Consider the following 15,157-nt stretch of genomic DNA (forward strand, 5'->3'; position numbering starts at 1 on the left):
GCATGCCTTGAAGGCATGCAAAGTGCCAGTACGACCGACGAGCGTCGTTTGCCCTCCCCGGCGCATTCCGGTAGCTTTGCCGCACGCGCGAGGGAGCGCCTGTTCCCAGTTTGTCGCTCCCCGCCTTTATCCAACACTCGTCACAGCACCAAGGTCAGTCATGGCTCAATACGTCTACACCATGCACCGGGTCGGCAAGGTCGTGCCCCCGAAGCGTGAGATTCTCAAGGACATTTCCCTGTCTTTCTTCCCGGGCGCCAAGATCGGCGTGCTCGGCCTGAACGGCGCGGGCAAGTCGACCCTGCTGCGCATCATGGCCGGGGTGGACACCGAGATCGACGGTGAAGCCCGCCCGATGCCGGGCATCAAGGTCGGCTACCTGCCCCAGGAGCCGAAGCTGGACCCGGTCAAGACCGTGCGTGACATCGTCGAAGAGGCCGTAGGCGAGATCAAGCAGGCCCAGGCCCGTCTCGACGAAGTCTATGCCCTGTACGCCGAGCCGGACGCCGACTTCGACGCCCTGGCCGCCGAGCAGGCCAAGCTGGAGGCCATCCTCCAGGCCGCCGATGGCCACAACCTGGAGCGCCAGCTGGAAGTCGCCGCCGATGCCCTGCGCCTGCCGCCGTGGGACGCGAAGATCGAACACCTTTCCGGTGGCGAGAAGCGCCGCGTGGCCCTCTGCCGCCTGCTGCTGTCGGCCCCCGACATGCTGCTGCTGGACGAGCCGACCAACCACCTGGACGCCGACTCCGTGGCCTGGCTGGAGCACTTCCTCCACGACTTCTCCGGCACCGTGGTAGCGATCACCCACGACCGTTACTTCCTCGACAACGTCGCTGGCTGGATCCTCGAGCTGGACCGTGGCTACGGCATCCCCTTCGAGGGCAACTACTCCGGCTGGCTGGAATCCAAGGCCAACCGCCTGGCCCAGGAAGCCAAGCAGGAAGCCTCCCACGCCAAGGCCATGAAGGCCGAACTGGAGTGGGTGCGCCAAGGCGCCAAGGCTCGTCAGTCCAAATCCAAGGCCCGTCTGCAACGCTTCGAGGAAATGCAATCGCAGGAATTCCAGAAGCGCAGCGAGACCAACGAGATCTACATCCCGGCCGGTCCGCGCCTGGGCGACAAGGTCATCGAGTTCAACAACGTCACCAAGGGCTATGGCGACCGCGTGCTGATCGAAGACCTGTCCTTCAGTGTGCCGAAGGGCGCCATCGTCGGTGTGATCGGCGGTAACGGCGCCGGCAAGTCGACCCTGTTCCGCATGATCCTGGGCAAGGAGCAGCCGGACTCGGGCAGCATCGATATCGGCGAAACCGTGCAGCTGGCCAGCGTCGACCAGAGCCGTGACAGCCTGGAAGGCACCAAGACCGTGTGGCAGCAAGTTTCCGACGGCTTCGAGCAGATCAGGATCGGCAACTACGAAGTCCCGTCGCGCAGCTACGTCGGCCGCTTCAACTTCAAGGGCGCCGACCAGCAGAAGTTCGTCAAGGACCTCTCCGGTGGTGAGCGTGGCCGCCTGCACCTGGCCCTCACCCTGAAGCAGGGCGGCAACGTGTTGCTGCTCGACGAACCGTCCAACGACCTCGACGTGGAAACCCTGCGTGCCCTGGAAGAGGCGCTGCTGGACTTCCCCGGCGCCGCCATCGTGATCTCCCACGATCGCTGGTTCCTGGACCGTATCGCCACCCACATCCTGTCTTACGAGGACGATGGCAAGGTGACCTTCTTCGAGGGCAACTACACCGAGTTCGAAGCGGACCGCAAGAAGCGCCTCGGCGATGCGGCGTCCCAGCCGCACCGCGTGCGTTACAAGAAGCTGGCGCAGTAACGCGCGCCGAAAAGCGACAACGGAGCCGCCAGGCTCCGTTTTCGTTTGTGGAGGTTCGATGAAAGGATTCAACCACTACATCTTCTGGCTCTCGATCCTGGCGCTGTTCGGGGTCTGCGGCCTGTACTTCTCCTTCTATCCCTCGGCGAGCTGGAAACTCGGCTCGGTGGCCGGCGCCCTGGTGCTGGGGGGCGGGCTGTACGCCTGGCTGGCCTGGCGCGAGCGCTTCGTCAGCCTGTTCCAACTGGAGACCGAAGCCGCGCGCTGGCAACTGCACCTGACCCTGGGTTCGTTGCTCGTGCTGGTGGTCTGGGGTGCCCTGCAGGTTCCGGCGGCCGCCTTCTATACCCAGTGGCTGGGCGAGGAGGTCGACTTCTCCGCACGGGTGCTGGCCAAGGACCAGGGTGAGCTGGGCTGCGAATACCGTGTGCATCTGGTACTGGATGCTGCAGCGCAGGGGATGGGCGTGTGCGTATCGGAAGACGTCTGGCTGTCCTTGCCGGAAAGTGGCGCGGTGGTGATGCGCGGCAAGCGCAGCGAACTGGGCATCAACCCTCGGCAGGTGCTGCGGGAGTCGGCGGCGCCCTGAGGGGCGCCCGCTTGTCCTGGCGGGGTTCGCTCCGCCTTGTAGGTTGGTGCCGAGCCTGCGAGGCCCAACGCGCGGACACGCTCCGCAATCGTTGGGCTTCGCTTCGCTCTGCCACAACCTACGGTCTGTCCGTGCGGCTTGGTCGTTTGTGGTGCGTCATGCGCCATCTATTGGTGCGACCGGTCGTCGGCAAAAAATTCTGGTATAGCGCTCGGAATGCAGGTGATTCCGCCGATCCGCGCGCTGATTTATATCCAATGCACCAAAAAGATTCATTAATGCGTCATTTTGCCCTATCGAGGTGCTGCCCAGCTTGGTAGAGTTTCGCGCCATAAATTGTTCACAAAAGAAAAATTGGTGAGAAACATGACGCAATCCGTCGACGCATTCCTGCTGCGCCTGAAGCAGCGTGATCCCGACCAGCCCGAGTTCCATCAGGCCGTGGAAGAGGTGCTGCGCAGCCTGTGGCCCTTCCTGGAAGCCAATCCGCATTACCTGGAGGCCGGCATCATCGAACGGATCGTCGAGCCGGAGCGTGCCGTCCTGTTCCGCGTGCCGTGGGTCGACGATCGGGGACGGGTCCGCGTCAACCGTGGCTTCCGCGTGCAGATGAGCAGCGCCATCGGTCCCTACAAAGGCGGCCTGCGCTTCCATCCTTCCGTGAACCTGGGGGTGCTGAAGTTCCTGGCCTTCGAACAGGTGTTCAAGAACTCCCTGACCTCGCTGCCCATGGGCGGCGGCAAGGGCGGCTCGGACTTCGACCCCAAGGGCAAGAGCGACGCCGAGGTGATGCGTTTCTGCCAGTCCTTCATGAGCGAACTGTACCGCCATATCGGTGCCGACCTGGACGTGCCGGCCGGTGATATCGGCGTCGGCGCCCGCGAGATCGGCTTCCTCTTCGGCCAGTACAAGCGCCTGTCCAACGAGTTCACCTCGGTCTTCACCGGCAAGGGCCTGGCCTATGGCGGCAGCCTGATCCGCCCCGAAGCTACTGGCTACGGCTGCGTCTACTTCGCCCAGGAGATGCTCAAGGGCATCGGCCGCGGCTTCGACGGCCAGCGCGTGGCCATCTCCGGCTCCGGCAACGTCGCCCAGTATGCGGCGCAGAAGGTCATGGAACTGGGCGGCAAGGTGATTTCCCTGTCCGACTCCGAGGGCACCCTCTTCGCCGAGGCCGGCCTGACCCAGGAGCAGTGGGAAGAGCTGATGGAGCTGAAGAACGTCCGTCGTGGGCGCATCAGCGAACTCAGCGGCCCGGGCCTGCGCTTCCTCCCCGGCCAGCGGCCCTGGGCGTTGCCCTGCGATATCGCACTGCCCTGCGCGACGCAGAACGAACTGGATGCCGACGACGCGCGGGCCCTGCTGGCCAATGGCTGCGTCTGCGTGGCCGAAGGCGCCAACATGCCTTCGACCCTGGAGGCTGTGGATATCTTCCACGAGGCGGGCATCCTCTTCGCCCCGGGCAAGGCCTCCAACGCCGGCGGCGTGGCCACCAGCGGCCTGGAGATGAGCCAGAACGCCATGCGCCTGCACTGGACCGCCGGCGAGGTGGACCAGCGCCTACACGGCATCATGCAGAACATCCACCACGCCTGCGTGCACCATGGCGAAGAAAATGGCCGGGTGAACTACGTCAAGGGCGCCAACATCGCCGGCTTCGTGAAAGTGGCCGATGCCATGCTGGCGCAGGGCGTGGTGTAAGCGCGGCGCCTTGCTTGAGGGTGGCCTTGTGGGGGCGAATTCATTCGCTGAGCAGCCCGCAGGGCTGCCCTGCAGGGTCTCCGGGGGCAGCTGTGCTGCCCTTTGCGAATGAATTCGCCCCCACAGGTTCTGCACTTCCCGCCCTTCTTCAATCCGGGTGCAGCGCCCTGCCCATGGCGTTGCCCCGGTTCCGCTCCCACGCATCGTCGTCCCGGTCGCGCAATCTGTCCTCGTACTCCCGCCGCTCCTCGCTCCGCACCTGGGCCAGGCACTGGCGGAAGCCATCGTCCCAGCCCCCGGCGTAGGTGGCTTCCCCAAGGTAGCGCGACACATTCTTGCGGAACTCGCCGCTGATCACCCCGGCCGCCTGGCGGCCGCTGCTGCAGCCGTCTGCGAAGCCGTCGGCGAAGGCTGGTGGGTAACCCTCAGCGATCAGGTGGTCGTGGGTGGTTTCGCAGCCCGCGAGCAGGCCGGCGCACAGGGCGATGAGCAGGGGGGCGTGACGCGACGGCATGCTGGACTCCCGCGCGCCAGGGCGCGCACGCGGTGGAGGACGATGCGGCAAGCCTAGCGGCGGCCCCGTGATGAAAACGTCAAAGCGATTCGATGAGGATGCGGTACCCGTTCTCGGCCAGTGCCTCGCTGCGGATGCGCACCGGCAGGAAGCGTTCGATCACCTGCCAGTTGCTCCGCAAATGGTCGCTCAGGCGCAGGGTGGTGAAGCTGCCGGCGCCGGCCAGCGCCATGGGAAGCAGCAACTGGTCGGCCAGGTGCTCGCCCACCGCGCAGTGACTCGCCAGCCAGTCCTCGGCCTGGGCGATGGCCTGGCTGGCAACGCGCTCGGCGCTGACGCGCGGCTGGCCGAAGGCGGCGAAGGTTTCCCGGACCTGTTCGCAGTCGATTTCCAGCAAAAGTACGTTGCCGGGGCCCTGATCCTGCGGCAGGAATACCAGCCGCCGTTCACCGTCTCTCCAGCCCAGGCGGCGCCTTACCCGTTCCAGTTCGCGTTCGCCGATATGCATCGGCAAGCCGGCGAGCAGGGCACGGGCGCACCGCTGGCGGATCGCGCCGGGGCGTTCCAGGTGCAACGGCTGCCAGCGCGCCGGGCGCACCCTGGCCAGGATCTCGCCGCCACCGGCGGGAACGAAGCCATGCCGGAGCAGCTCCAGTTCCACTTCCGCACCCATCCGCCACAGCAGCGGCAACCAGCTGTTCTGCAGGAAGTCGGCCGGTGGCGCCAGGGGGTTGTGGGTGCCCCCGGTTATCCGCACCTGGCTCTCTCCGCCAGCCATCAGCAAGGCCGGCAGCAAGGTCTGCAAGACCAGCGAGCAGCTGCCGGCGGTGCCGATGGCGAAGGCATAGCGGCCGGCGCGGATCGGGCCGGGTCGGAAACTCAGCTCGCCCGAGCCCAGTTCTGCACCCTCCACCTGTGCCCCGCATACCTCGGCGGCGGCCCGCACGGCGGTCAGGTGCTGGCGCAACAGCCCCGGCCGGCTGCGCTGGCCCCTGATGGTGTGGATGCGAAAGGGTTTCCCGCTGACCATCGACAGGCTCAGGGCGCTGCGCAGGATCTGCCCGCCACCTTCGTTGCCGTCGAGCTGGATGAGGTCCTGTTTCATTTCAAGCCTTGTGCATTGAGGCGGAGCGTCCGATCCAATCGGCGCACCGCTCAGCCTTTCACGCACACCACCTGGCGCAGGGTATGCACCACTTCCACCAGGTCGCGCTGGGCGGCCATCACCGCGTCTATGTCCTTGTAGGCCATGGGAATCTCGTCGATCACGTCCTTGTCCTTACGGCATTCCACATGGGCGGTGGCGCGGACCTGATCCTCCACGGTGAACAGCTTCTTCGCCCGTCCGCGGCTCATGCTGCGGCCGGCGCCGTGGCTGCACGAGCAGAATGCCTCTTCGTTGCCCAGGCCGCGGACGATGAAGCTCTTTGCGCCCATGGAGCCGGGGATGATGCCCAGCTCGCCCTTCTGCGCCGACATCGCGCCCTTGCGCGTCACCAGCACCTCGCGACCGAAGTGCTGCTCCTTCTGCACGTAGTTGTGGTGGCAGTTCACCGCTTCAAGATTGGCTTCGAACGGCTTGCCGATGGCCTTGCGCGCGGCGGCAATCACCGCCTGCATCATCAGGGCGCGGTTCTGCCGGGCGAAGTCCTGGGCCCAGCCCACGGCTTCCACATAGTCGTCGAAGTGCCGGCTGCCTTCCTCGAAATAGGCCAGGTCGCGGTCCGGCAGGTTGGCCAGGTGCTGGCGCATGTCGGCCTGGGCCAGTTCGATGAACTGGGTGCCGATGGCATTGCCGACCCCGCGCGAGCCGCTATGCAACATGAACCAGACGCGGTCGGCCTCGTCCAGGCAGACCTCGATGAAGTGGTTGCCAGTGCCCAGGGTGCCGAGGTGGTGGCGATTGTTGGTCTTCTCCAGCCTTGGGTACTTGGCGGTTATCGCCTTGAAGCGCCTGGCCAGGGGGCTCCAGGCCTGGTCGGCGGCTTCCGGCACGTTGTCCCAGGCGCCCTGGTCGCGCCGGCCGAAGGTCTTGCCGTGGGGCACGGCGTGCTCGATGGCGCTGCGCAGGCCGCGGAGGTTATCCGGCAGGTCGGCGGCCCGCAGGGAGGTGAGGGCGGCGATCATGCCGCAACCGATGTCCACACCCACTGCGGCGGGAATGATGGCGCCAACCGTCGGGATCACGCTGCCGATGGTCGAGCCCTTGCCCAGGTGCACGTCGGGCATTACCGCCAGGTGCTTGAAGATGAAGGGCATCTTCGCCGTATTGATCAGTTGCTGGCGGGCTTCATCTTCCACGGGCACTCCCTCGGTCCAGAGCCGGATGGGTTTGCCGCCAGCCACTTCCAGCAGTTGCGGACTGTTCTGTTTCATCTGCGCTGCCTGATGAAGGGTGGATAACCATTCTGGGCCTGTTTGGGCAGGCCGGGCGCGCATCTTACCGGCGGAGTTCGGGCTGGGTGATGGGTTTCGTACCTCAGCGGAACGCCGCCCGACCCATCATTCAGCACCAGCCTCGTAGGATGGGTGGAGCGAAGCGATACCCATCAATAGTGGTACCACTTCAGCTCCAGCATCACCTCGTTCACCGGCGCGGCGAGCTGGCTGAACTCACGCTGGGCGGAAAAGCGCAGGCCGAGGTTGCGGGAGATCTCCCATTGCTGGTTGAGGGACAGGCGGCGACGCACTTCGCCATTGTGGAAGTAGTCGCCGGCCGCCTCCAGGCTGAGGCTGCCCAGCGGGTTGTGCCAGAGCAGGCCGGTGTCGAAGCCGGCTGCAGTGGCGATGAAGGGCGCGAAGTCCTCGTTGTGCTCGATGCGGGCCGTAGCCAGGGCGAAACCCAGGGCATCCTCGCCGAACTGCCAGGAGCCGCCGACACCGCCGTTCAAGTGGCTGACCAGGCGTTCGTCGCCGTCTTCACCGAGCACGCGCTCCAGGCCGCCAGCCACCTGCCAGGACCAGGGCTTGAGCAGTTCGCCGCGCGGGGTGAGGGAGCGAATGGTGGCCAGGTCCAGGCGTTGCAGCTGCCAGTGGTTGTTCTCGTACTGGCGCAGCTTGGCCTGGAGAATCTCGATCTGGGCGCCCAGGGGAAAGCCGGACAGATTGTCGTTGAGATCGTGATAGGCCATGCGCAGACCGTATTCGGCGAAGGCCTGGTCATCACGGCTACCCAGGCCCAGCTGCCAGGTGCGCGACTCGTGGCCTTCCTCGGGCAGGCTGGGGCGTTCGACCTCCAGGGTGGGCGGCGGATTGCGGTTGATGCCCTGCAGCAGCTTGAAACTGCGGGTGGTGTTTTCGCGGGTACGTTGCTCGCCGGTGGCACGATAGCGTACCAGGCGGAAGGCGGCGTCCTGGATCAGGGCGCGACGCGGGCCGGGCAGGGCGACGAAGGCCGGATCATCCAGCAGCTTCTCGTCAGCGGCCAGGCGCAGCACCCACTGCTGCTCGGCGGCGTCCAGCGGCTCGGCGCGCGCCAGCAGCTCCTTCTCCCGCGAGGGACGGTAGTCGATGCTCTCCACCAGGCCGGACTGCTTGACCGCGCGTACCGTGTCCGTGGGGATGGCGGTGAGGGGGAAGTCGTCGGTCAGCTCCAGGCCGGGGCGGGCGATCTCCAGCAGTTCCAGCAGGCGGTAGGAGCAGTTCTCGTCGAAGAAGTAGTAGTCGAAGCGGACCTGCTTGAGTTCCCAGACGTGCTCGACCATGCGCCCGGTTTCTTCGGGAGTCAGGTTCAGGCGGTATTCCCAGAGGTCGCGGTTCTCCAGGCGGCTGTATTCACTGAGCTTTTCGCGGTAGGGCACCAGGGCGAATAGCCCCGGATAGCCGCCCATCAGGCCCTTCCAGGCATAGAGGATGCTGTTGTCGGCGCCTTCGATGAAGGCGCCGAAGTTGAGCGCGTAGCTGAGCAGGGCGGTGTTGTTCTCGTGCACGTCCGGCTGGTCGATGCGCAGCAGGGTGTGGCCGAACATCGACGACGGGCTGTTCAGGTAGGCCGCCGGGAACACCAGCACCGTGCTGTGCGGGTTGACGTCCTTGTACCAGGTGCGGAATTCGTTGCAGTCCGGTTGCGGCAGGTCGCTCAACCGGAGCTGGTCACGCAGCCAGCGGGTGCGCGCCGGGTAGCTGCATTGGGGATGCTTGTCGCCAAGGCTGGCCGGGGCGTAGAGGGCATCCAGGGTGGCGCGCAGTTCGGCGGACGGGTTGCTGGGGCCATCCTCCGCGAAGAAGAACTTCGGGTCGTCCACGTAGCTGCGCCAGCCGCCCAGCTTGCCGGTTTCGTAATGGCCGAGGGCGATCCAGTAGGGATCGTCAGCCAGTGCCTGGAGGCGTTCGGCGGGGATGTCGGGGGCGGCGTGGGCAGGGGGCCAGATGCTCAGGGCGAGGTACGGCAAAATCCGTTTCAAGGGCACAACTCTTCTTCGCGAGAGATTTGTCGACCGGAGCTTTGGGGAGCGCCGGGGCAGGTGTCAAGCAAGGTCATCGTGGACAATTGCGCAAGTTTGCCGACGTGGGGTGCAGGCTCCGTTACAGCGTCCACACTTAGGGGGTGAACTGGGGAGATTCCACCATGACCGCCACCGACCCTCGGGCTGCCCTCGACGCCCTGATAGCGGAGTACACCGCTCGCGCCAACGCCATTCGCGAAGACCTGGCCCGCAGCCATTCGCCCGACTTCGCCGAGCAGGCGATCCAGCGCGAGAACGACGAAGTGCTGGAAGCCATCCTCGCCGAGACCGAGGCGGCCTTGCGCCGGGTCGGCATGGCCAAGCTGCGCCTGGCCGATGGCAGCTACGGTTATTGCCAGCGCTGTGGCGACCCCATAGAGCCGGCGCGCCTGGCAGTTTTGCCGGCCGCCGAGTACTGCCTGGGCTGCGCCGACCTCGCCCGTTGAACGCTGCATGGCGCAATGCCTTGCCAGTCATGACGGGGCGGCGCCAGAATGCGGCCATCGCTTCTTTGCCGAGCCACTAAGGACTCTCGATGCCTGATTCCTTCGCTGCCAGTCTGCGACTGGCGCCCGATGTGCTGACCCGTCCCTTCGAGCCTCAACAGTTCAGTTTCAAGTCCACCGAGGATCTTGAGCCTTTCCGTGGCGTGCTCGGTCAGGAGCGCGCGGTAGAGGCCCTGCAGTTCGGTGTCGCCATGCCGCGCCCCGGCTACAACGTCTACGTGATGGGCGAGCCGGGTACCGGCCGCTTCTCCTTCGTCCAGCGCTACCTCAAGGCCGAGGGCAAGCGCCTGGAGACGCCGGTGGACTGGGTCTACGTCAATCATTTCGACGAACCTCGAGAGCCGCGCGCCATCCAGCTGCCGCCCGGCGAAGCCCAGGGCTTCATCAGTGACATCGAGCACCTTGTGGATAACTTGCTGGCCACCTTCCCGGCGGTGTTCGAGACGCCCACCTTCCAGCAGAAGAAGAGCGCCATCGACCGCGCCTTCAACCAGCGCTACGACCGCGCGCTGGATGTGATCGAGCGCCTGGCGCTGGAGAGGGACGTCGCCCTCTACCGCGACAGCGCGAACATCGCCTTCACCCCCATGAAGGACGGCAAGGCCCTGGACGAGGCGGACTTCGCCCAGTTGCCGGAGTCCGAGCGCGAGCGCTTCCATGAAGACATCGCCGGCCTGGAAGAGCGCCTGAACGAGGAGTTGTCCAGCCTGCCGCAGTGGAAGCGCGAGTCGAGCAACCAGCTGCGCCAGCTCAACGAGGAAACCATTTCCCAGGCCTTGCAGCCGCTGCTTTCGCCGCTCTCGGAAAAGTATGCGGAGTACGCCGGTGTCGTGGCCTATCTGCAGGCCATGCAGTGCAACCTGCTGAAGACGGTGGTCGACCAGCTGCTCGACGAGAAGCCTGACGCCCAGCGCCGCGAGATCCTGGAAGAACAGTACTGCCCGAGCCTGGTGGTGGGTCACCACGCCAGCGGCGGCGCGCCCGTGGTATTCGAGTCCCACCCCACCTATGACAACCTGTTCGGCCGCATCGAGTACGGCACCGACCAGGGCGCCCTCTATACCAGTTACCGGCAATTGCGCCCGGGCGCGCTGCACCGCGCCAACGGCGGCTTCCTGGTGCTGGAGGCGGAAAAGTTGCTGGGCGAGCCCTTCGTCTGGGATGCGCTCAAGCGCGCCCTGCATTCGCGCCAGCTGAAGATGGAATCCCCCCTCGCGGAGCTGGGCCGCCTGGCCACCGTGACCCTGACCCCGCAGGTGATCCCACTGCAGGTGAAGGTGGTGATCATCGGCTCGCGCCAGCTCTACTACACCCTGCAGGACCTGGATCCCGACTTCCAGGAGATGTTCCGGGTGCTGGTGGACTTCGACGAGGAGATCGCCCTGTCGGACGACAGCCTGGAGCAGTTCGCCCAGTTGCTGAAGACCCGCACCTCGGAGGAGGGCATGGCGCCGCTGACGGCAGAGGCCGTGGCCCGCCTGGCGACCTACAGCGCACGTCTGGCCGAACACCAGGGACGCCTGTCGGCCCGTATCGGCGACCTGTTCCAACTGGTCAGCGAGGCGGACTTCATCCGCCACCTGGCCGGCGAGACCGTGACCGGGGCCGGCCACATCGAGCGCGCCCTGAAGGCCAAGGCGACCCGCACCGGTCGTGTTTCGGCGCGCATCCTCGACGACATGCTGGCGGGCATCATCCTGATCGACACCGCTGGCGCGGCCGTGGGCAAGTGCAACGGCCTGACCGTGCTGGAAGTGGGCGACTCGGCGTTCGGCGTGCCGGCGCGTATCTCCGCCACCGTCTATCCGGGCAGCTCGGGCATCGTCGACATCGAGCGCGAGGTCAACCTCGGCCAGCCCATCCACTCCAAGGGCGTGATGATCCTCACCGGCTACCTCGGCAGCCGCTACGCCCAGGAATTCCCCCTGGAAATCTCCGCGAGCATCGCCCTGGAGCAGTCCTACGGCTATGTGGACGGCGACAGCGCATCGCTGGGAGAGGCCTGCACCCTGATTTCCGCCCTGTCGCGCACGCCGCTCAAGCAATGCTTCGCCATCACCGGTTCGATCAACCAGTTCGGCGAGGTACAGGCGGTGGGCGGGGTCAACGAGAAGATCGAAGGCTTCTTCCGCCTCTGTGAGGCGCGCGGCCTGACTGGCGAGCAGGGGGTGATCATTCCCCACGCCAACATCGCCAACCTGATGCTCGACGAGCGCGTGCTGGAGGCGGTGCGCGACGGGCAGTTCCATGTCTATGCCGTTCGCCAGGCCGACGAGGCCTTGAGCCTGTTGGTGGGCCAGCCTGCCGGCGTGCCTGACGAGAAGGGCCAGTTTCCCAAGGACAGCGTCAACGCGCGGGTGGTGGAGCGCCTGCGGGAAATCGCCGAGATGGGGCTGGAGGAGGAGGAGAAGGCCGGCCCGGCCCATGAAGTGGTAGAGGCCGTTGCCAAGGCCGCAGCCCCGCCCAAGCCGGCCCGCAAGGGGCCGAAGCAAGAGCCGGGCAAGGTACCGGTTCCGGACAAGACCCAGGGCCCGGTCTGATCTGAGTCATGACCAGCCATGCCGGGGCCGGTTCCCGGTGTGGCTGGTCAGTCATTGAGCGGCAGGGGCAAAGCTTGTGCCGCGTGCATCCTGCCGTGTTTCCCTCACCCTGTTCACAGGGTTATCCACAATTCGCGTGGATAAGCGTCGCGCTTTCGCAGGTCGAAACTCGGGTGTAGGCTGAAAACCAGGCCCCTGCGAGGAAAGCCGCCATGACGCGCAACCTCTGCCTTACCCGCCAATGCCTGGGACTGGTGACTCGGATCGAATGCGTGATCCGTCCGCTGGCGGGAGAGAATGGACTCTGGACGCTGCTCTGTGCGGCGGGGATGTCGGGGGAACAACCCTCGGCGATCAAAGCCCAGGGCCCATTCCACGGGCCTCTCGTGGCCGAATCGGTGCTTTCCGCAATTGCCGACTGCCTGGCTGAACAGGGCTACACCGAAGCCGACGATCCGCCGATCTGGCGCCTGCACCTGCAGGGCGAGTTGCGACGACTCAACGGCACCCGTTGTCGACATCTGGGCGACTACCAGTTCCGGCCGGAAACCTGACGCGCAGCTGGCTGGCCAGCATTTGATCAGCCTCCGCCAGCCGGCGGCGGAAGGGCTGTCTGTGTGACGTTACAGTGCCCATGCACAGACTTATCCACAGTGTTTGGGGACAATTCCTCGGGTGTTGCCATTATTTTTCTGTAGGAATCTCGCCGCTATACTCGCGCCGGTTTTTTTTGACTGACTGCGAGAAGCCATGGAACGCTTTGTAGAAAATTCGATGTACGCCGCGCGCTGGTTGCTGGCGCCCATTTATTTCGGCCTGTCCCTGGCGCTGCTGGCGCTGACGCTGAAGTTCTTCCAGGAAATCCTGCACATCCTGCCCCACGTCTTCGAGAAGACGGAAGCGGACCTGATCCTGGTACTGCTTTCCCTCATCGATATGTCGCTGGTGGGCGGACTGCTGGTGATGGTGATGATTTCCGGCTACGAGAACTTCGTCTCGCAACTGGATATCGACGAAGACAAGGAAAAGCTGAGCTGGCTGGGCAAGATGGACTCCGGCTCGCTGAAGATGAAGGTGGCAGCCTCCATCGTGGCGATTTCCTCCATCCACCTGCTGCGTATTTTCATGGATGCGCAGAACATCGATAACAGCAAGATCATGTGGTACGTGGTGCTGCACATGACCTTCGTCATCTCGGCTTTCGCCATGGGCTATCTGGACAAGATGACCAAGCACGACCACTGATCGCCGTCCTGCCGCCGCCCAGACCGCCCGGCCGCCGAAAAGCGGACGGGCGGTTGCGTTTCTGTCGTCGGCATCGGGGCCTGTGCATTAGATTTGAGGTGTACAGCGCGCGAGGGCGAAGCCATGAAATTGCACGACCTCACCAGCCATGCCCGTGCCGGGCACGTCGAAGAGATCAACCTGATTTCCCTTGAAGGTGGCATCTACCTGCTGGAGGCGCTGATCGACGGTCGCGCCCACGCCCTGGATGACGGTCGTGGCCATGCCATACACCTGCGTTCGGTGGAACACGCCCGCGAGGTGCTGCACGAGTTCCCGGAAGTGCCTTTCCACCTGGTGCACAGCGTTGTGCATGACGAGATGTGCGGAATGGAAGCGGACAGCCAGGATACGGTGCGCGTACCTATCTCGACCCGTGTGTCCCACTGACGCGGAACAGCCCGGCCGGAGCCTGCGCCGGGGAGGAAAAGCTGTGCTAGTCTGGCCAGCCTTTTTTTCCTGAGCAGAGTTCCGCGATGTCCCAACTCGACCTTTCCACCGACGAAACCCGCGTCAGCTACGGCATCGGCCGTCAACTCGGCGACCAGATCCGTGACAATCCGCCGCCCGGCGTGAGTCTGGAAGCCGTGATCGCCGGCCTCAGCGATGCCTTCCAGGGCCTGGAAAGCCGCGTTGACGGCGCTGCGCTGTCGGCCAGCTTCAAGGTGATCCGCGAGCTCATGCAGGCCGAAGCCCAGGCCAAGGCCGAGGCCGCCGCTGGCGCCGGTCGCGAGTACCTGGTGGAAAACGCCAAGCGCGACGGCGTTACCGTCCTGCCGTCCGGCCTGCAGTACGAAGTGCTGGTGGCGGGCGAGGGCGCCAAGCCGTCGGCCGAAGATACCGTGCGTACCCATTACCACGGCACCCTGATCGACGGCACCGTGTTCGACAGCTCGTACGATCGCGGCCAGCCGGCCGAATTCCCGGTAGGCGGCGTGATCGCCGGCTGGGTCGAGGCCCTGCAACTGATGAACGCTGGCAGCAAGTGGCGCCTGCACGTACCGAGCGAGCTGGCCTACGGCGGCCAGGCCGTCGGCAGCATCCCGCCGCACAGCGTGCTGGTGTTCGACGTGGAACTGCTGGAAATCCTCTGATTCCGCAAGTGACCCTTGGGCGGGCCTTCCCTGGTCCGCCCAAGAACCGGCGAGGGCGCCTATGCCCTCGCTGCAAGGCCTGCGCCCGGGCGTCGGCCTTGCGGATGATGCGTCCCGGCATCATCGATAACTCTCCCTTCTCTCACTGCGTCTCGCTGCAGGGCCGCAGCGCCCTGGCGTAGCAGAACAGGAAGAGGTTGCGCACCAGCTCCTTGAGTACCAGCGGTTCGCTGGAGCTGAGGCCGGCCAGGTCAAGGTCGCCCTGGTCGCGCAGTTCGTCCAGGGCTTCCTCTTCCAGCACGGCGCAGACCTCACCGGTTTCCCGGTGCAGTATCCGCAGGTAGGGGTGGGGGCGATCCAGCCAGGCATCGATCAGGTAGGTCATGGCTCATCTCCTTGAAAAGCGTTGAGATGAGAATAATTCCTATTATCAAAATAGCAAGAGCCAATCGATACCTTTCGTCGAGGCAGAAAAAAGGTTCTTCGCGGATTTTCGGGGAGGCATTGGATTCGCGCTGGATTGGCAAGATTGTCTGATAGCCATTGATTGGCGCCGTGCAGCCGGATGCTGCCCTCTCCCCCGGCCCCCGCCCTGCGCCCCGGCCTGATCGCTTCGCGCTCAGGCGCTCATCGGCACCGGAAGCGGTGCTTCCGAA

The 15,157-nt window shown here is 65.2% G+C and carries 14 protein-coding genes; 9 read left to right on the plus strand and 5 right to left on the minus strand.

The features are described from left to right. Nucleotides 1–160 precede the first annotated feature (160 nt). The 3 genes from ettA (at nt 161) to gdhA (ending at nt 4,118) form a co-directional block, all read left to right on the plus strand. Complete coding sequence (ettA, locus tag E8F11_RS26655) at nt 161–1,828, plus strand: energy-dependent translational throttle protein EttA (RefSeq protein WP_280291923.1); 1,668 nt, start codon at nt 161–163, stop codon at nt 1,826–1,828. Between the two features lie 58 nt (nt 1,829–1,886). Continuing rightward, nucleotides 1,887–2,417 carry a hypothetical protein gene (locus E8F11_RS26660; RefSeq protein ID WP_280291924.1) on the plus strand — a complete coding sequence of 177 codons (531 nt, stop codon included), beginning with the start codon at nt 1,887–1,889 and terminating at the stop codon, nt 2,415–2,417. A gap of 366 nt (nt 2,418–2,783) precedes the next feature. Next, nucleotides 2,784–4,118 carry an NADP-specific glutamate dehydrogenase gene (gdhA, locus tag E8F11_RS26665; RefSeq protein WP_280291925.1) on the plus strand — a complete coding sequence of 445 codons (1,335 nt, stop codon included), beginning with the start codon at nt 2,784–2,786 and terminating at the stop codon, nt 4,116–4,118. A 148-nt stretch (nt 4,119–4,266) separates the two neighbouring features. Here gdhA and E8F11_RS26670 read toward each other — a convergent pair whose 3' ends face one another. The 4 genes from E8F11_RS26670 to E8F11_RS26685 form a co-directional block, all read right to left on the minus strand. Then, the gene (locus E8F11_RS26670; protein WP_280291926.1) at nt 4,267–4,632 is read right to left on the minus strand and encodes a hypothetical protein; all 366 of its coding nucleotides are present in this window, start codon (nt 4,630–4,632) and stop codon (nt 4,267–4,269) included. 79 nt (nt 4,633–4,711) lie between these two features. Then, a complete protein-coding gene (rtcA, locus tag E8F11_RS26675; protein WP_280291927.1) occupies nt 4,712–5,737 on the minus strand; it encodes an RNA 3'-terminal phosphate cyclase in 1,026 nt (341 codons plus the stop codon). 50 nt (nt 5,738–5,787) lie between these two features. Next, nucleotides 5,788–7,008 carry an RtcB family protein gene (locus E8F11_RS26680; protein ID WP_280291928.1) on the minus strand — a complete coding sequence of 407 codons (1,221 nt, stop codon included), beginning with the start codon at nt 7,006–7,008 and terminating at the stop codon, nt 5,788–5,790. A 173-nt stretch (nt 7,009–7,181) separates the two neighbouring features. Then, nucleotides 7,182–9,041: a DUF4105 domain-containing protein gene (locus E8F11_RS26685; protein WP_280291929.1), complete on the minus strand. Its 1,860-nt coding sequence runs from the start codon at nt 9,039–9,041 to the stop codon at nt 7,182–7,184. 158 nt (nt 9,042–9,199) lie between these two features. On the opposite strand from E8F11_RS26685, the gene E8F11_RS26690 reads away from it, so the two are divergent. From E8F11_RS26690 to E8F11_RS26715, 6 genes are all read left to right on the plus strand, one after another. Further along, nucleotides 9,200–9,523 (plus strand): TraR/DksA family transcriptional regulator, encoded by a 324-nt coding sequence (locus E8F11_RS26690; protein WP_280291930.1) that lies wholly within the window; start codon nt 9,200–9,202, stop codon nt 9,521–9,523. 89 nt (nt 9,524–9,612) lie between these two features. After that, nucleotides 9,613–12,123, plus strand: a complete 2,511-nt coding sequence (locus tag E8F11_RS26695) for an ATP-binding protein (protein WP_280291931.1) — start codon at nt 9,613–9,615, stop codon at nt 12,121–12,123. Between the two features lie 212 nt (nt 12,124–12,335). After that, nucleotides 12,336–12,677 (plus strand): hypothetical protein, encoded by a 342-nt coding sequence (locus E8F11_RS26700; protein ID WP_280291932.1) that lies wholly within the window; start codon nt 12,336–12,338, stop codon nt 12,675–12,677. 196 nt (nt 12,678–12,873) lie between these two features. Then, nucleotides 12,874–13,368, plus strand: coding sequence for a TIGR00645 family protein (locus E8F11_RS26705; protein WP_280291933.1), 495 nt, complete (start codon nt 12,874–12,876; stop codon nt 13,366–13,368). A gap of 123 nt (nt 13,369–13,491) precedes the next feature. Further along, entirely contained in the window at nt 13,492–13,797 is a 306-nt protein-coding gene (locus E8F11_RS26710) for a DUF6482 family protein (RefSeq protein ID WP_280291934.1), read from the plus strand. Nucleotides 13,798–13,883: 86 nt separating this feature from the next. Next, entirely contained in the window at nt 13,884–14,501 is a 618-nt protein-coding gene (locus E8F11_RS26715; RefSeq protein ID WP_280291935.1) for an FKBP-type peptidyl-prolyl cis-trans isomerase, read from the plus strand. A gap of 142 nt (nt 14,502–14,643) precedes the next feature. On the opposite strand, the gene E8F11_RS26720 is transcribed toward E8F11_RS26715, so the two are convergent. Beyond that, complete coding sequence (locus E8F11_RS26720; RefSeq protein ID WP_280291936.1) at nt 14,644–14,886, minus strand: hypothetical protein; 243 nt, start codon at nt 14,884–14,886, stop codon at nt 14,644–14,646. Between the last annotated feature and the right edge of the window lie 271 nt (nt 14,887–15,157).

It is taken from the genome of Pseudomonas sp. BN417, from assembly GCF_029871205.1.
Classification (GTDB): domain Bacteria; phylum Pseudomonadota; class Gammaproteobacteria; order Pseudomonadales; family Pseudomonadaceae; genus Metapseudomonas.